The 17,583-nt window shown below is 37.7% G+C and carries 14 protein-coding genes; 5 read left to right on the plus strand and 9 right to left on the minus strand.

The genetic code is table 11. The features are described from left to right. Positions 1–41: 41 nt before the first annotated feature. Together Q5760_RS01375 and Q5760_RS01380 are read right to left on the minus strand one after the other, a co-directional pair. Positions 42–884, minus strand: a complete 843-nt coding sequence (locus Q5760_RS01375; RefSeq protein WP_428910506.1) for an undecaprenyl-diphosphate phosphatase — start codon at positions 882–884, stop codon at positions 42–44. A 24-nt stretch (positions 885–908) separates the two neighbouring features. Next, a complete protein-coding gene (locus Q5760_RS01380) occupies positions 909–1,520 on the minus strand; it encodes a DedA family protein (RefSeq protein ID WP_428910507.1) in 612 nt (203 codons plus the stop codon). A gap of 361 nt (positions 1,521–1,881) precedes the next feature. Here Q5760_RS01380 and Q5760_RS01385 point away from each other — a divergent pair, with 361 nt between their 5' ends. Continuing rightward, positions 1,882–3,390, plus strand: coding sequence for a pyruvate kinase (locus Q5760_RS01385; protein WP_428910508.1), 1,509 nt, complete (start codon positions 1,882–1,884; stop codon positions 3,388–3,390). A gap of 39 nt (positions 3,391–3,429) precedes the next feature. On the opposite strand, the gene Q5760_RS01390 is transcribed toward Q5760_RS01385, so the two are convergent. The 4 genes from Q5760_RS01390 to Q5760_RS01405 form a co-directional block, all read right to left on the minus strand. Further along, entirely contained in the window at positions 3,430–4,410 is a 981-nt protein-coding gene (locus Q5760_RS01390; protein WP_428910509.1) for an ABC transporter permease subunit, read from the minus strand. Then, the gene (locus Q5760_RS01395) at positions 4,403–5,311 is read right to left on the minus strand and encodes an ABC transporter ATP-binding protein (RefSeq protein WP_428910510.1); all 909 of its coding nucleotides are present in this window, start codon (positions 5,309–5,311) and stop codon (positions 4,403–4,405) included. Before Q5760_RS01395 ends, Q5760_RS01390 begins: the two co-directional genes overlap by 8 nt. Further along, positions 5,304–6,101: an SGNH/GDSL hydrolase family protein gene (locus Q5760_RS01400; RefSeq protein WP_428910511.1), complete on the minus strand. Its 798-nt coding sequence runs from the start codon at positions 6,099–6,101 to the stop codon at positions 5,304–5,306. Before Q5760_RS01400 ends, Q5760_RS01395 begins: the two co-directional genes overlap by 8 nt. A 282-nt stretch (positions 6,102–6,383) precedes the next feature. Then, positions 6,384–7,355 carry an ABC transporter substrate-binding protein gene (locus Q5760_RS01405; protein WP_428910512.1) on the minus strand — a complete coding sequence of 324 codons (972 nt, stop codon included), beginning with the start codon at positions 7,353–7,355 and terminating at the stop codon, positions 6,384–6,386. Positions 7,356–7,586: 231 nt separating this feature from the next. Between Q5760_RS01405 and Q5760_RS01410 the strand changes: the two genes are divergently transcribed. Genes Q5760_RS01410 through Q5760_RS01425 form a run of 4 tightly spaced genes read left to right on the plus strand, consistent with a single transcriptional unit; the run spans position 7,587 to position 11,290 of the window. Continuing rightward, on the plus strand, positions 7,587–8,591 hold the full coding sequence (locus tag Q5760_RS01410) for a FecCD family ABC transporter permease (RefSeq protein WP_428910513.1): 1,005 nt from the start codon (positions 7,587–7,589) through the stop codon (positions 8,589–8,591). Beyond that, a complete protein-coding gene (locus tag Q5760_RS01415) occupies positions 8,588–9,643 on the plus strand; it encodes a FecCD family ABC transporter permease (RefSeq protein WP_428910514.1) in 1,056 nt (351 codons plus the stop codon). Before Q5760_RS01410 ends, Q5760_RS01415 begins: the two co-directional genes overlap by 4 nt. A 59-nt stretch (positions 9,644–9,702) precedes the next feature. Continuing rightward, positions 9,703–10,521, plus strand: a complete 819-nt coding sequence (locus Q5760_RS01420; protein ID WP_428910515.1) for an ABC transporter ATP-binding protein — start codon at positions 9,703–9,705, stop codon at positions 10,519–10,521. Then, positions 10,514–11,290, plus strand: coding sequence for an IucA/IucC family C-terminal-domain containing protein (locus tag Q5760_RS01425; RefSeq protein WP_428910516.1), 777 nt, complete (start codon positions 10,514–10,516; stop codon positions 11,288–11,290). Before Q5760_RS01420 ends, Q5760_RS01425 begins: the two co-directional genes overlap by 8 nt. Positions 11,291–11,312: 22 nt before the next feature. Here Q5760_RS01425 and ilvD read toward each other — a convergent pair whose 3' ends face one another. The 3 genes from ilvD to Q5760_RS01440 all read right to left on the minus strand — a co-directional run bounded on the left by ilvD (position 11,313) and on the right by Q5760_RS01440 (position 17,086). Beyond that, complete coding sequence (ilvD, locus tag Q5760_RS01430) at positions 11,313–12,992, minus strand: dihydroxy-acid dehydratase (protein ID WP_428910517.1); 1,680 nt, start codon at positions 12,990–12,992, stop codon at positions 11,313–11,315. Between the two features lie 197 nt (positions 12,993–13,189). Continuing rightward, entirely contained in the window at positions 13,190–13,780 is a 591-nt protein-coding gene (locus Q5760_RS01435; RefSeq protein ID WP_428910518.1) for a DNA-3-methyladenine glycosylase, read from the minus strand. Positions 13,781–14,053: 273 nt separating this feature from the next. Then, positions 14,054–17,086, minus strand: a complete 3,033-nt coding sequence (locus Q5760_RS01440; RefSeq protein ID WP_428910519.1) for an efflux RND transporter permease subunit — start codon at positions 17,084–17,086, stop codon at positions 14,054–14,056. Positions 17,087–17,583 lie beyond the last annotated feature (497 nt).

Below are 17,583 nucleotides of genomic sequence, written 5' to 3' on the forward strand. Positions count from 1 at the left end.
AAGGTGGTCCTTTGCAACATGACAGAGGACCACTTCTTATTTTAAAGATAGATAATAAAGATCAAGATCGCGACAATGATACGATAAATGGCAAATGGTACGAGTTTGATTTTATTAATAAGCTTCAAGAAGAAGCGAATGGAAATTAACGCAAAGATAAAGGCACTAATAAAACCAGCGATGAAAAATGGTAAAGCATCCATACTAAAATACTCGAGGTTTTTGACTAATGAAATAAAACTGGCACCAGCCATGATAGGTACCGCCATGATGAATGTAAAATCAGAGGCGACCCTGTGATTCAAGCCTGTTAATACCCCTCCAGAAATGGTAGCACCAGAACGAGAGAAACCAGGCCATAACGAAAAACATTGAATCAAGCCGACAACGAGAGCATGCTTATACGTTAACTGATCTAAGCTATGAACAGTTGGTTTATGTTTTTTACTTTGAAAATCAGCGTAAATCATTAAGATCGCACCAAGGACCAGTCCGATTGCTACCGTTTCCGTTGAAAACAAGTACTCATCAATATAATCCTCAAATAGTACACCAAAGATCCCTGCTGGAATGATTCCGACAATGACATGAAGTAGATTGAAATGACCCTGTCCGGCTTTCTTTGTGCTTTCCTTATGAAAAACACGATTTAATCCAAGAATATCAATAAAACGGTCTTTAAAGACAATAACAGAAGCTAAAATTGATCCAAGTTGAATCATGACTTTAAAGGTATTTGCTGGATATTTTCCTAGGAACTCTTCTGATTGAAGCCATAAATCATCTACGATAATCATATGACCTGTTGAAGAAACAGGGGCAAATTCAGTTAATCCTTCAACGATTCCTAGGATAATAGCTTTTAGTATTTCAATAAAATCCATTGATTACGTTCTCCTCACTAAAAATTAAGATTTCTTTCTTTTTTTATTGAAAAAGTAGAAAAGGAAGATAATAATCCCAAGTCCAATGATTGCATAAGCAATATTTGAGTAAATATCCATGAAGCTTAAAATTGAAGCCCAATTTTCTCCTAATGCAGCACCGATAGAGACGAGAATAATATTCCAAATCAAGGTTCCAATTGTTGTAAAAATAAGAAATAGTACAAACTTCATGTTTGACATCCCAGCAGGAACCGAAATTAAACTTCGAATTAACGGTACCATCCGACAAAATAATACAGTCCAAATTCCATATTTATCAAACCATGCATCGGCTTTATGAATATCTTCTTTTGTTACTCGTAAAATATGGCCCCAGCGGTCGATAATCTTTTCTAATCGTTCCACATCAAGCAGTAACCCAATACCATATAAAATGACAGCCCCAACTACCGACCCTGCTGTTGAAGCAATCACCACACCCGTCACGGTCATGTTCGTATAGGTTGTCATAAAGCCACCAAAAGTAAGAACAATCTCTGAGGGAATCGGTGGGAAGATATTTTCCAAAGCAATCATGAGGAACACACCAATATAGCCGTATTGCTCCATAAATTGTGTAATCCAGTTTTCCATTACAAACCTCCATTAACTATGTAAATACTTATAAAAAGTTTAGATCCATATCTAAAAATTTGGGTTGTCCTAATCCATTATATGACACAAAAAAAAGTCCATGCAGAAAGATTATCATACTTTTAAGAAAATGCCCATGCTTTTATCGATTGAGAGAAAGCACATAAATAATAATAGACCTAAAAGTCTAAAATACCTATACGATTTAAGGAATTTTAATAAAATCTTAAGTTTATATTGGGTCTACAGGTTGTTAACAGAATATACATAATTTTGATAATGAATGGTTGTAAAAAAATTCTATAATATAGATATGGATGAAAGGGTTTTCAAAAATTAATTGATTTAGGGAGTTGAAACAATGAATCAATATGAATTTATTGAAGATCCTAATGATTTGCTCGATTGTCTATTAACGATGAGAAAGGAAATAAAGCAGGAGGGAATGGAAACGTTTCAACGGTGGGAACCGAGGATTGAAAGAACTTCATTTAATAGTAGTGCGTTAAACCTAGCATTCTATCTCGCTTTAAGAAGAAGAGATATACGAGAATTACAAAAATCGTTAATTCCATGGGGATTATCTTCTTTAGGCAGATTAGAGTCGCGTACACTTGAGAATATTGATTCGGTCATTGCAACGCTAGCAAAAGTTACCGAAAGGAAAGATATCCAAGTGGGGTATCCTCCTTATCACTCTTTTACATTAGGAAGGAAGCAGTTAAATGACCATTCTAATTATGTTTTAGGAGATAGCCCTATAAATAGGTATACTAGAATCATGGTGACACTACCTACTGAAGCTGCAGAAAATAATCATTTCGTTTCAGAATTGATTGCCCATGGAATGAATGTTGCAAGAATAAACTGTGCACATGATCATCCAACGGTGTGGTTAAAAATGATTGAAAATATTAAAAAGGCTGCTCAACAACTTAATCGTCCATGTAAAATTTTAATGGATGTTGCCGGTCCAAAGGTCAGGATTGAGCGACTTTATACAACATTAATGAATCCAAAAGTAAACGTAGAAGATGTGTTCTTTTTAACGGGTGAAAAGAAACTTGAAAGCTTTGAAGGGGCGGAAATTGTATTAGGATGTAGTATTCCAGAAATCATTCCCACCCTTGAAGTCGGAGACGCTGTTTTTCTCGATGATGGAAAGCTAGAAGGAGTAGTAGAAACTGTTACACATCAAGGTGTGATGGTAAGGGTAAAGAAATTAAAGATAGAAAAGGGTCTTAAACTAAAAGCGGAAAAGGGAATCAACTTTCCTGATAAAAACATTAACATTGACCTTTTAACAGAAAAAGATAAACGTGATTTAGATTTTGTTTGCCAACATGCTGATATTATTGGTTGTTCATTTGTTAAAGACGCAGAGGATATTTTATTTGTTCAAAGCGAAATTAGAAAAAGACTGGATGAAGAACGCGCATCAAAGGTCGCTTTAATGGTCAAAATGGAGACCGTTCAAGGAGTACAAAATCTTCCGGAAATCCTAGTAACGGCAGCTGGTAAAAATCCACTATGTGTGATGATCGCCAGAGGTGATCTAGCAGTTGAAGTTGGTTATCTAAGATTGGCTGAACTGCAGGAGGAGATTCTTTGGATTTGTGAAGCAGCTGACGTCCCGGTTGTTTGGGCTACACAAGTACTTGACACGATGCTTAAAACGGGTATTCCGACAAGAGCGGAAATTAGCGATGCGACAAAAGGAGCTAAAGCAGAATGCGTAATGCTGAACAAAGGTCCATATGTGTTGGATGGGATCAGCATTCTTGACGAGATACTTGAAAAAATGCAAGAGCATCAATATAAAAAGACCTCTAAATTACGAGCCTTAAGCCTTGCGAAAGAACCGTTATAAAAAAATGCCAAACACTTTCCAGGTGTTTGGCATTTTTATTTAATAAACATCCTGCCTTGTAAAAACAAGGAAGGAAATGATAATCGCGATGAGCCACCAAAGAAGTAATACAGCGATTGAGAATAGTAGAGTCATTCCTTCCACAGGTGGAGCCACTCCATTTAAATAGCCCGTTAAATTTAAATTCACCATAAATAAATACTTAGCTGAATCCCATGAAGAAACCATCGAGCTTAAAATCGAGCCGGATATAAGGGCAGCCAGCATAATCCCCATGCCAGCGGCTGTGCTTCTAATTAATACTGAAATCATAAAAGAAAGTGTCCCAACGACAACAGCAACAAACCAAACAAGACCAAAATCCATTAAGAGAAATTCCCACTGACTGATCATTTTTACATTGGAGAAATCTAATTCCCCATTGGCAGCGCTAAACCCCGTAATGACAGGAGCATTTATTCCTTTATAACCGAAAACAAGACCGGAAATGACAAAGGAAAGGATTCCTACAATCGCAACGATCAGTGAGATTGCCAGCAATAAAGTCAAATATTTACTTAGCAGGATGCGCCATCGTTTAACAGGTCTTGTTAGCAGAAGTTTAATGGAACCAATGGAATGCTCAGATGAAACAAGGTCGCTGGCAATGACCATCACAAGCAATGGGATAAACATCGGACCCGCATTCTCAATAAACATTTTGACAAAGGTTGGTGCTCCTGGTTCAGATGGATTAATGTCATGATCTAAATAATATTGTTGTTGTTGCAATGTAATTTGAAACCGTTCACGTTGGTCATCCGACATTCGACTAGAGCTTAATCGGTTCGTTAGGTCAATAATTCGGGTCTGAACGGCAACGCGCCAATCATCAGTTCCAAGCTTTTCTTGTTGTTCGATCGTTTGCTTATATTGGGCGTACGTAAACAATCCAACGAGGATCGCGACAATAATGGATATCACGATAAGTCTTTTTCGAGCGACCAGTTTGACCATTTCATTTTGCACGAGCTTAATCATGGCTTTCACCACCTGTCAGCTGTAAAAATAATTCCTCGAGGACAGGAACTTTACGGTTCATTTCAAAAATGGAAACCCCTTCTTCGATTAAGGCCGTACTCCATTCTGCTGCTTTCACTTTATCATAGGTCGTAATCAGGTAATCTCTATCAATGGATACATCTGTATATCTTTCTAATACTTCTTTCCCTTTTAAAAGGGGATCAATGCGCCAAACCAGTTTTTCCTGTTTGGTTAATAGATTTTCAACAGAGTCAATTCTAATAATTTCTCCATCTTTCATAATTGCTACCCGGTCACATAAAAGCTGTATTTCACTCAATAGATGACTAGATACAAGGACACTTAAACCTTCGCTTTGAGCTAAATTCCGAATGAATTCACGCATCTCTCGTATTCCAGCAGGATCGAGACCATTTGTGGGTTCGTCCAGAATTAAAACTTGAGGCCGGTTTAGGAGTGCCTGGGCAATCCCTAGTCTTTGTCGCATTCCAAGCGAATAGGTCTTTACCTTATCATGAATGCGATTATCGAGTCCTACAAAGTCAACGGTTTCTTTTATATCTTTTTCTGAAACATTTGGAAGCATATTGGCGAAGTGAACGAGATTCTTCCAGCCAGACAAAAAGGGGTAAAGTTCAGGGTTCTCAACAATACACCCTAAATGTTGCATGGCTTTTGTAAAATCTTTACGAACATCATGACCACAAATTGAAATCAAGCCTTCTGTTGGTTTGATAAGTCCTGTTAACATTCGAATCGTAGTTGTTTTTCCCGCTCCATTAGGTCCAAGGAAGCCGAAGACTTCTCCTTTTTCTAACTCGAAATTTAAGCCTTTGATGATTTCTTTTCGTCCGATCGTTTTGCGCAAATTTTTAACGGATAGCGTTACATCATTCATCACTTTCAACTTCCTTTTCCCAAGTAATCAGTGGGGCTAATCTTTCTCCAATTAGTTCATATCCAGCTTGGTTTGGATGAAAATAATCGGTGTATAAGTAATCGTTGACAGACAACTGAAATAAATCAAAGGTCGGGACAAATACAACTTTTTCAAATTTTCCTGTTAACGTTTCGGTAGAGTAATTCCACCCGCGGACGACTTCATTCGTAACATTTGTTGGGTCAAGCTCAATAAAAGGGTTATAAAGACCAAGAATAAAAACAGTTCCTTGTTCATTATGGTTGCGAATTGTTGTAAAAATTTGTTCTAAGTTTTTTAAATACTGTTCCTGAAGACTTTTAATGTTTTCAAAATCAAGATTCGAAAGGGTTTCTCCGCCTTGAAAAAGATCATTGCCGCCAATGGTCATTAAAATAACATCGGCTTGTTCGACTTGTCGAATGATATTTTTCTCACTTAACTGTTTAAGGAGTTGTGTCGAGGTTTGCCCACTGATACCAAGATTATGAACAAAGACATTGTCCAGCTCTTCTTTTAATTGAGTCGTAACCATTCCAACATATCCTTGACCCGTTTCATCGCCAGTTCCTCTTGTTAAGGAATCACCGAGTGCTAAAACAGTTAACTCTCTTGTTCCATTCTCCTCTGACTGCGATGTAGCTTTTTCTTCTACATCTTCACCATGTCCAAACGTAGAATCCTGAATAGACCAAGCAAACCCAAAAATCCACAGAAAAGATAATAAAACGGCGATGATGGTGGTAATCCGAACAGAAGTATTTTTCAAAATTATCATCTCCTTTCATTTAGGTATTGAAACGTTTTTAAAGGTCACTTAATACGTACATTTAATCACAATTATTTCTATTGTTAAAACGGTTTAGTCTTATTTTGGGAAAATTATTTAATAAGGAAAATATAAGATAGGATGGGTGTGAAAAGAGAAAAGAGTCAGGTATTTATAATACTAGGATTGTAAATACCTGACCCTTACCTTATAGGATCAATGTTTAAATTTTGGTTGGTTCATTTAAAAGGAGAGAATATATGAACCAAAAAAGAATAAAATCTATTTTAAGAATGTGTTCTCGATATCATCTAGCATTAAATTAGCAGCTTTTACACCACCTGCTGTATTCCAAATCACATCATCAACTTTGTATACTTCACCTTTCTTAGCGACTTCTAGATTTTTAAATAGTGGATCTTCTAGCCATTCTTTTTCAAGCTCTGAAGCTTTTCCATCGCCTGTTTCATAAGTAAAGTAGAAGAGAATGTCTCCATCCATTAACGGCATTTGTTCCTTTGTAGCGCCTTTAATAGCAAATTCATTAACATCCTGGCTTTCCGGTCTGGCAAATCCAAGTTGTTCTAAAATAACCCCTGAAAAAGAGTCTTTTTGATAGATTCGAACATCGCCAGCCATAAAACGAACCATGGATACCTTCATATTCAATTTGTCTCCAAGCTGTTCTTTTAAACTAGCAATACGAGCGTCGTAGGCGTCCATAACTTCTTTCCCTTTTTCCTCTAGGTTAAGAGCTTTTGCATAAAGTTCAAAGTTAACTTTCCAATTTCCGCGTAAATCTTCAGCAAAGACAGTAGGAGCAATCGCGCTCAATTGTTCATAAATCTTTTCTTGACGCATTTTGTTTCCAATAATTAAATCGGGTTGCAGGGCAGCAATGGCTTCAATATTTACTTGATCTTCTAGGCCAACCACTTGAACATCTTTCATTTCATCTGCAATATGATCATACCAAGGATCGCCAGTCCAGGATTGGACAGCTCCCACAGGTTTTACACCAAGAGCTAATAAAGCTTCTGTACCTTCATTCGTTAAAATAACCACTTTTTCAGGCGTCTTTTCTATCGTAGTTGGCCCCATTGCATGTTCAACAGTATAACTAGTATCTTCTGTTTTTGCTTGCTTATCTTGTTCCTTAGAACTGCTGGTTTCAGTGTTACCACTGCCACAGGCTGCCAGGATTAAGATGAGTAGGAAAGGGATAATCGTTTTAAATAAGGGCAGGTTTTTCATATGTCTTCCTCCTAATTGTGAATGATAATCATTTTCATTTATGATTTGTTACTATCATAAAATGGTTCTTAGTCTATGTCAATAACTAATTTTAGATCTATTTCTAATTGTCAGAATGGGGATGAAAAGGTTTTAATTGAAAATGATTATCAAACTCATTGACAGAATACTAATCATTCATTAGACTTAATTTATCATTTTACATTTTTTTGAAAAAAGAGGTTAATAGATATGCTCTTTAAAAATAATACACAAAAAATATTCGGGCTTTTCGTAACCCTTATTTTATTGCTGCTATTAATGTGGGCAAGCATTGTCTATGGTTATACAGATACAACATGGCAAGTGGCTTGGGATGCCTTTAAAAATAATAATGGTTCTAATGAACACCTTGTGATTACGACAGTAAGATTGCCGAGAGCATTAATTGCTGCCGCCGTTGGAAGCAGCTTGGCTGTAGCAGGAGTACTTATGCAAACACTTGCGAAAAATCCCCTGGCGTCACCAGATGTTTTTGGTGTAAATGCAGGGGCTGGGTTTGCTGTTGTTATAGGCATCACAATATTTTCAATGGGAGATTTACAATCTATTTCATGGTTAGCATTTATCGGTGCGGCTGTAGCAGCCATTGGTGTTTATGCCATTGGCTCAGTAGGCAGGGAAGGGCTGACTCCGATTAAGCTCACTTTAGCCGGTGCGGCGGTAGCGGCAATGTTTTCATCTTTTACCCAAGGGTTACTTGTGATCGATGAGGCAGCTCTGGAGGAAGTCTTATTCTGGTTAGCAGGATCTGTTCAAGGTAGAAAGTTAGAGATCTTATTCTCTGTTTTGCCTTATTTAATGATTGGTTGGATAGGAGCTATTTTCATTGCTTCTAAAATAAACGTTTTAGCAATGGGAGAGGATGTAGCAAAAGGTTTGGGTCTTCATTCAGGTCTTTTAAAAATAGGAATGGCGGTTTTTATCATTTTATTATCAGGTGGATCTGTTGCTATTGCTGGTCCGATTGGGTTTATCGGAATTGTCATTCCACATGTAACAAGAGCCATTGTTGGCATTGATCATCGTTGGGTCATTCCGTTTTCAGGACTGTTTGGAGGGATCGTTCTCCTATTAGCCGATATTCTAGCCCGTTATTTGATCATGCCTCAGGAAGTACCTGTTGGAGTGGTTACAGCCATTATAGGAACTCCATTCTTTATTTACATTGCACGAAAGGGGTTACGATCACAGTGAACTTTTATAAAAGTATAAGACTATTCAGTGGGAAAGTATCCTTTCTATTAGATAAACGGGCAGCAAAAGTAATGATTGGTATGTTACTGACGACTATAGTCGTTTTTGTTATTAGTACAGGTATGGGAGATATGAAAATAAGTCCGTTAACCGTTGTACAAGTGTTTTTCGGTGGCGGTACAGAGATGGAACAGCTCGTTGTAACTTCGTTTCGTTTACCGAGAATTATTATTGCCTTACTGGTCGGAATTTCACTGGCAGTTGCAGGTGGTATTCTGCAAGGGATGATACGTAATCCTTTAGCTTCACCAGATATTTTAGGAATTACGGGAGGAGCAACAGTTGCAGCTGTTGGATTTCTAGCTTTTTTTAGCAATAGTAGTAATGCTTTAACTGTAAGTATTAAATGGATGCCCTTAGCGGCCTTTATCGGAGCAGTAGTTATTGCGATACTGGTCTATTTATTAGCTTGGAAAAATGGGATTTCGCCTTTTCGCCTTGTATTAATTGGAATTGGGATTTCTGCCCTTATGCAGGCCTTCACAACGTTAATGATGATTCAAGGTCCGATTTATATGGCTAGTCAGGCAAATATTTGGATAACAGGATCGTTGAATGGATCGACATGGACGAATGTTAGTATATTGGTTCCTTGTACATTCATACTCGTTATGATTGCATTGATTTTAGCAAGAAATCTAAATATACAGGAGCTGGGAGAAGATCATGCGGTTGGATTGGGCAGTCATGTTCAACTACAACGTGTCATCCTTCTTGCAGTTAGCACGGGATTAGTTGGGAGTGCAGTTGCTTTTGCCGGAGGAATTGGCTTCGTTGGCTTAATGGCACCCCACATGGCAAGAAGATTAGTAGGCTCTTCTTATGGTGTATTGTTACCTCTATCGGCTCTAATTGGTGCCACGCTTGTTATGGTCGCTGATTTAATCGGAAGGACTCTGTTTTCTCCATTAGAAATCCCAGCGGGTGTATTTACTGCTGGAATTGGAGCTCCTTATTTCATCTATTTGTTATTTAAGACTCGAAATTCATAAAAAGTGAACACTACTTAGTGAACGGACCCAAAATTATTTTTCCAAAGGAGAGATGAATCGTGGAGGCCATTGAAACAAAAGGTTTAACCTTATCTTATGGTGATTCGATTATTATAGAAGAATTAGAACTTAAGATTCCAAAAGGTGAAATTACCGTATTTATTGGCGGGAACGGTTGCGGGAAATCAACACTTCTTCGTTCCATAGCAAGACTCCTTAAGCCAAGATCAGGTTCTATTTTATTAGAAGGCAAAGCAATAGCAAAGATGTCAACAAAAGATGTCGCAAAGCAAATGGCCATTCTTCCTCAATCATCCACTGCTCCTGAAGGGTTGACAGTATTACAGTTAGTTAAGCAAGGGCGCTATCCTTACCAAACATGGCTTAAGCAGTGGACAGAAGAGGATGAAGGAAAGGTATCAAACGCTTTAGCTGCTACGGGAATAGAAGATTTAAAAAACCGCTTTGTTGATTCTTTATCGGGCGGGCAACGTCAGAGAGCATGGATTGCTATGACGCTCGCTCAGGATACAGATATTATCCTTCTTGATGAACCGACTACTTATTTAGACATGGCACATCAAATGGACATATTAGACTTGTTGTTTGAATTAAATGAGAAGGAAAAACGAACGATTGTTATGGTATTACATGACCTAAACTTAGCATGTCGCTATGCACATAATATTGTAGCGATTAAGGATAGAAAAATCCTTGCCCAAGGGAAACCAGAATGGGTGATAAATGAAAATCTAGTAAAAAAGGTGTTTGGGATGAACTGTGAAGTTGTAGTAGATCCGTTATTTGGTACTCCAATGTGTATTCCACATGGCAAGGGGAGAAACATACTAAATCAGGGTGAAATGGCTTATGTTTGAAGTGATTACAGAAGATGAAATCCAACAATTAAAGCCGTTTCGGTTTACAACTAAGGAGGATTTTTCCCATTTATCTATACCTGTAATCGATTTGCTTGATGATAGAACTTTACTAAACTACCTTGAGAAAATAGGGGTACGAATTGGATCACCTAGCTTAAAGGTAACTGCTTCTATTTTTATCAAAAGATATGCTTTTTTAGCAGCCATTTATTTGTATTCGATTTCTTCATGGAATAAGAAAATAGACATTTCCTTTACTCATATAAAACTTCAAACTGACGAAGCAGCCAACGGTTGGATTCCGACATTTTACTTTGACCATACAAAGTTAGAGTGGGCCAGGGATGAACGTTATGAATGGCGGGAAGAAGCAATACAGGCCTTTTTTGCAAAGCATGTTGATCCTCTTGTTGTTCAATTATCTAGACTGACTAAGTTATCAAAACTAGTCCTATGGGAAAACATCGCCATTTATATTTTTTGGTTATATGAATCTATATTATTAAAATCAGATTCGGAAGAAGTACGAGAAAGAGCAAAAAAGGATTTTCACTATCTTGTAAAAGAAGCACCGGGAAATCTTTTTGGAGATTATGATGAAAACCCAATAAAAAGATACTTTGTTCCAAAAAGATATATAGGACACTTAAAAGAAGAGGTGCGTGTAAGAGAAACCTGTTGTTTTTCTTATTTGCTTGAGAGTTCACCTAAACGTTGTAAAACATGTCCTCACATATGCAAGATAAAAAATGAAACCCCCATTTAGGAGGTTTCATTTTTTAATTTCCTTAGATTTTCATAACTCCACCAGAGCTTGCGTTTGTAACAAGCTTAGAGTAACGAGCTAAGTAACCTTTTTTCACTTTTGGTTCAAAGCCTTTCCAGTTGGCTTTGCGTTTTTCCATTTCTTCATCAGAAACTTCAAGGGTAATTTTACGGTTATTCATATCAAGTTCAATAATATCTCCGTCTTGAACGAATGCAATTGGACCGCCTTCAGCAGCTTCTGGAGAAATGTGTCCGATTGAAATTCCACGAGATGCACCTGAGAAACGACCATCGGTAATTAGACCAACTTTTGCACCTAATCCGCGACCAACGATTTGTGAAGTTGGAGCAAGCATTTCAGGCATTCCTGGACCGCCTTTAGGACCTTCGTAGCGGATAACGACAACATGGCCTTCTTCTACTTTCCCAGTGATGATTCCAGAAAGTGCATCTTCTTGAGAGTCGAAGCAAATCGCAGGTCCTCTATGGTAGCCGCCAACTTCAGGATCAACTGCACCAACTTTAACGATAGAGCCTTGAGGTGCAAGGTTACCGAAAAGAACCGCAAGTCCACCACGTTCTGAATGTGGGTTATCAAGTGGACGAATAACATCTGTATCCTTGATTTCAGCACCTTCAACGTTTTCACGAAGAGTTTTACCTGATACTGTTAGGCAATCTCCATGCATCGCGCCTGGCTTTTTGAGTACTTCATTAATAATGGCACTCACACCACCAGCTCTGTGAACATCTTCAATGTGATAGCTTGATGCGGGAGCAATTTTTGCAAGATGTGGTACACGCTCTGCCACTTCATTAATTCGTTCGATAGGGTAATCAATTTCAGCCTCATTTGCTAATGCTAGAGTGTGAAGAACTGTGTTTGTTGAACCACCCATCGCCATGTCTAATGCAAATGCATTATCAATTGCATCAATCGTTACGATGTCACGAGGCTTAATATCCTTTTTAATCAGATCCATTAATTGTTTAGCTGATTTCTTCACAAAGTCACGTCGCTCAGGTGCAACAGCTAGGATCGTACCATTACCTGGTAATGCTAATCCTAAGCCTTCTGCTAAACAGTTCATAGAGTTTGCTGTAAACATACCAGAACATGATCCACATGTAGGACAAGCAACTTGTTCGATTTCTTGTAAACGTTCTGCTGAAATATTACCAGCTTGATAGGCTCCTACGCCTTCAAAAACAGAAGTTAAGTCAAGTGCATTTCCTGCAGCATCTGTACCTGCCATCATCGGTCCACCACTGACAAAGATTGTAGGAATGTTCACACGAAGAGCCGCCATCATCATTCCGGGTGTAATTTTATCACAGTTTGGAATACAAACCATTCCATCAAACCAATGTGCTGAAACAACAGTTTCAATAGAATCCGCAATGATTTCTCGGCTTGGTAATGAGTAACGCATACCGATGTGGCCCATCGCAATTCCATCATCAACCCCAATGGTATTGAACTCAAATGGTACGCCGCCTGCTTCACGAATTGCCTCTTTTACGATTTTTCCGAATTCTTGTAAATGTACGTGTCCCGGAACGATATCAATATATGAATTACATACCGCAATGAACGGTTTTCCGAAATCCTCATCTTTAACACCGGCTGCACGCAACAAACTACGATGCGGTGCACGATCAACACCTTGCTTAATCATATTACTACGTAATTCTGCCAATCCAATTCCCTCGCTTTCTATTAACAAAAAAATTCCAAGTGAATTTTTGAACTTTTAATTATTTTAGCACTAGATATAAGAATTTGGTAGGTTTTTTGACTGGAATATAGTGGTGAGGTACATTTTGAGTGAAAATATAGATAAATAGTTTATTAGAATGAAATCAACAGGCTTTAGTATTTTTATCTCTAAAAGCTTTATTTTTTACGGGCTCGAGAAACATATGGATTTTCGGTAATGAAAAAACGCCATGGGTAATCTTTGGCTTTACCGGAGTTTTCGATGCCTATTCTAGGGCTTGTTGAAATATCGACCGGAATGATTCCTGGAGCAATGTAAAGCGGGGGCTTTATGAAGGAATGTCCATAGTCTTCCATGGTAATACCTAAAGCTTTTGTTAGTTTACCTGGCCCATTCGTTAAATTGTTCATATTTTCCGTATGTCGGCGTTTTTTCATAAGGGTAACTCCGATATGAGGCTCTACTGCCCTAATTAGAATCGCTTCTGGCTTTTCAATTGATCCGCTGACTACATTGACTAATGTATGGGTATGCATTTGATACGTATAGACAAGACCTGCTTCATGGTACATAATTTCTGTTCGTTTCGTCCGTCGCCCCCCAAAACTATGGGCTGCTCGATCCTCTGGTCCCATATAGGCTTCGGTTTCAACGATATAACCTGCAGCAGTACCTTCAGCTGTTTCTTTTACAAGAAGACAACCTAATAGGCTTTTAGCAAGTTCTAGTGTGGATTGTTGAAAAAATTCAGATGCTAATGGATTCATGATTTAATCCCCTTAAGAAAATTTGGTACATTGTAATGCAATGAAAAAATTATTTAAAATTGATTTCTTTTTAATAATAACCATAATAGCTTATGTTTATAAGATATCGTTGAATGCTCTAGTTTATTACTACAAAAAAGTTTCACATGAAACATTTTTCGACAATATTCTGATTGTATTTTTATGAAAACAGTCGAAAAGAAGAAATCTAATGTTTTACAAAAACATATATAAGGGCTGCCAAAAATCTTGACAGCCCTCAGTCTACTATTGTTAGATTGTTAATTCACTTGTGCTTTGTTCAGCTAAACGCTGCTTTTTCGACTTTCTAAAATAAAGTAACTCGTAAACACATGGAATCACAATCAATGTTAATAACGTAGCCATTGCTAGACCGCCAATTACCACGATCGCTAGGCTTTGTGAAACTAAGCTGCCCGTTTCAGTTTGTTTGAATAAAAGTGGAAGCATGGCACAAATGGTTGCTACTGCCGTCATAAAGATCGGTCTCATCCTAGTAGCTGCCGCTTCAACAATCGCATCGCGAATAATCATTTTTTGCTCATTCTGCCTTACTCGATCTAACAGAACGATTGCGTTTGTGACGACAACTCCGATCAGCATTAATGCCCCAAGAAGTGCTGTAATATCAACTGAAATTCCACTGATGACAATTCCTAAGATCGCTCCAATTGCAGCTAATGGAAGGGAGCATAGAATCGCAATCGGTGCCTTAATAGATTTAAACGTAATAACCATGATTAAGAATACTACCCCAATTGAAACCAACATCGTTAAGAATAAATCGGTAAAATCTTCGGATTGTTGTGCGCTGGCTCCACCAACAGCAACTTCTACATCTTCAGGAATTTCGATTCCCTTATTTTCAGCTTGATCACCGAATATTTCTATATTTACCTTTGTAGCAATATCAGAAAGTTGCGCTGGATCTACAGAGGCTGTAACTTGCAGATATGGTTCTCCATCCTTATGGAATTGGGTTGTAGAGCGTTCTTCACTTTCCAATGTTGCAATTTGTGATACCGGAACCATTCCTGTATCTGTCATAACAGGAATATTCTTAATGTCTTCTGTTGTTTTTGTGTCAAGTACAGGTTCAAGAATAACAGGTGTTTGTCTACCGTCTAAGGTGATGGTGCCGATTGGTGTTTTGTTTAACATGACCCCTACTTGCCCAGCGACTTGTTCGGTATTCCCTTTTGTTGGATCAACCACTAAAGAATAGACAGTCTTCTTTTCATCTTGATTGGTTGTCACTTTTTCTACTCCATCGATATCTTCTACTTTTTCTTTAATTGTGTTTGCTACACTTTCAAGATCAGCAAGGTCATCTCCAATGATGTCTATTGTGATGTTGGTACTTGAAGAACCCATCATGAAAGAAGCAGCAGTAGCAGTCAGTGTTGCATCGCTATATTGATCCTTTTTCTTTTCAATTTCTTCTACCACTTTATCTGTATCTTCTTTATTGTTTAATAAAATACTGAAACTTGCTTCAGTAGGAGATCCAACCCAGCCATACTGAGCGGCTTCAGAAGGGGATCCAACTTGCATGAATAAATCTTTTACTTCATCAATTTCAGAAATGAAAGATTCTAGTTCGATTGCATTTTTCTTAACCTCTTCAATCGGTGTTTCATTCGGGTAGCTTAGAGTAGCTACCACATAGTCGGCAGAGGAATTATCGACTGCACCCTTTGGAATAGCAAAATAAGTAGCTATAGAACCAACTAATAGTAAAATTGAAATGGTAAACACAATCCATTTATGATTTAAAGACCAGGTTACCATTTTTGGAAAACGGACAGCTGGTTTTGGTTCACGTAGTTTTGTATTTTTCAATAATCCGGCACTCATTAATGGAACAACAGTAAGTGCAACAAGTAACGAAGCGAGTAAAGAGTATGTGACAGTTAAGGCAAATGGTAAAAGGAATTCCTGTAATCCACCGTTTAGTAAACTCATTGGTAAGAAGACAGCAACGGTTGCTAGCGTTGAGGATGTGATGGCAACCCCTACCTGTTTTGTAGCATCAATGATTAATTGTACTGAGAATTTTTCTGTTTGCATTTTCCGGAAGATGTTTTCAATGACTACGATCGAGTCATCCACCAATCGACCGACTGCTACGGCTACGCCACCGAGTGTTAAAATGTTTAGTGTTACCCCTGACCAAGATAACAAGAATAGCGTTAAACAAAGGGACAGTGGGATCGAGATAATTGTAATAAAAGTAGAACGAATATTTCTTAAAAACACCATAATGACGATAGTTGCAAAAAAGGCTCCAAGAAGAACTTCTTTAATCATCGTCTGAACAGAAGTCTCAACTAAATCAGATGAAGAAACATAAATAACGGATTCCTGTTGATCGTACTTTTCATTGATTTCTTTTGTTACCTCTTCAACTTGTTTACTTACTTCAACAGCATTTGATTGACTATCTTTTGTAATGCTGATGTCCAATCCTTCTTTTCCGTTAAAACGACTAATAAAATTAGAATCCCTTGTTTCTTCGACTGATGCAATATCATTAAGTGTAACGTTAGGGGCAACGGTTAAGTTTTTTAGAGCATCTAGGCTTGATAAGTTACCAATAACCTTAATATTACTCGTTTTATCGTCAATAATTTGTTCTCCAATTGCTAAGGCTGTATTTTGCCCTTGTAAAACGCCCATAACGGCTTGAAGAGGAACTTGTTGCTCCGCTAATTTTTCGTTATCGATTTTTACAGTAACGGCAGAATCTGTCGCCCCGTAGACATCAACATTGGCTACCCCTTCAATGTCTTCATATAAAGGTTTAAGTGTTTCTCGAGCAAACTCAATATTCTCAGTTGTTAGTCCATCTTGGAATGTGACAGCAAGGTTTACGATGGGAATCATAGAAGTGTTTAATTGGGATACGATTGGTTTTGTTATGTATGGTGGTAGGGACACGTTGTTAAGGGCTTCTTGAACATCTAGTTTTGCCTGTTTCATATCCGATCCTGCATTAAAGAATAAGTCTACTTTTGAAAAACCGTCACCTGTTGTTGAAATAACAGAGGTTTTTCCGTTAATACCTGTAACGGATCTTTCAATGGGTTCTGTAACCTCAGATTCCATTGTTTTTGAGTCCGTTCCTTGCCCCATCGAGATGATGGTTACTTGAGGGTTATCTGCGCTCGGCAAAAACTCCATAGGCAGTCTAAAATAGCTAACCACTCCAATGACTAAAACCAATATCGTCATTAAAGTTACTGCTGCTTTGTTACTAAAAGACCATTTTGTAAATATTGACACGTGAATGTCTCCTCCCTTTGTTTCAAGTTGAACACTGATTTAAATCATAGCATAGTTCTTTTACAAAAATTGTAAAAAAACTGTTAATAAAGAGAAAATACATGAAGCAAATATCAGGACGTTATAACTAAATACGCAAAATGTTCTCCCCTTTCTGAACATATTTTACCTATCCTATAAATCGTTAGAAATGAACTCAAAGAGTATTTTGCTGTAAGACTTAAGGCTGAGTGACTAAATTTTTTAAAAGTCAAAAAATAATTTTAGAATGGATTGAAACAGGAGAAAAGCTTCAGTACAATAATCATAGAGTGAATGTTGGTCCTATTTTATGCTTCAGAAGTATATGTTTATGAAATTAGATTAATGACTAGCTACAGCGTCTAGTTCCTAATGGACTTCTCGTATCTTCCTCAACGATTGTGTCAACATCGATTCGCATTAACGTGCTTATCGTGTTTCCTTTATCTCAAGGGAAGAACATCGACTAAAAGCGA

Source organism: Niallia sp. Kr1, from assembly GCF_050389805.1.
Taxonomy (GTDB): domain Bacteria; phylum Bacillota; class Bacilli; order Bacillales; family Cytobacillaceae; genus Bacillus_BD.

Excerpts from the sequence above, each read along its gene's own strand:
- Q5760_RS01435 (WP_428910518.1), bottom strand. The coding sequence starts at position 13,780 with ATGAATCCATTAGCATCTGAATTTTTTCAACAATCCACACTAGAACTT.
- Q5760_RS01395 (WP_428910510.1), bottom strand. The coding sequence starts at position 5,311 with ATGAATGATGTAACGCTATCCGTTAAAAATTTGCGCAAAACGATCGGA.
- Q5760_RS01385 (WP_428910508.1), top strand. The coding sequence starts at position 1,882 with ATGAATCAATATGAATTTATTGAAGATCCTAATGATTTGCTCGATTGT.
- Q5760_RS01375 (WP_428910506.1), bottom strand. The coding sequence starts at position 884 with ATGGATTTTATTGAAATACTAAAAGCTATTATCCTAGGAATCGTTGAA.
- Q5760_RS01390 (WP_428910509.1), bottom strand. The coding sequence starts at position 4,410 with ATGATTAAGCTCGTGCAAAATGAAATGGTCAAACTGGTCGCTCGAAAA.
- Q5760_RS01425 (WP_428910516.1), top strand. The coding sequence starts at position 10,514 with ATGTTTGAAGTGATTACAGAAGATGAAATCCAACAATTAAAGCCGTTT.
- Q5760_RS01380 (WP_428910507.1), bottom strand. The coding sequence starts at position 1,520 with ATGGAAAACTGGATTACACAATTTATGGAGCAATACGGCTATATTGGT.
- Q5760_RS01410 (WP_428910513.1), top strand. The coding sequence starts at position 7,587 with ATGCTCTTTAAAAATAATACACAAAAAATATTCGGGCTTTTCGTAACC.
- Q5760_RS01405 (WP_428910512.1), bottom strand. The coding sequence starts at position 7,355 with ATGAAAAACCTGCCCTTATTTAAAACGATTATCCCTTTCCTACTCATC.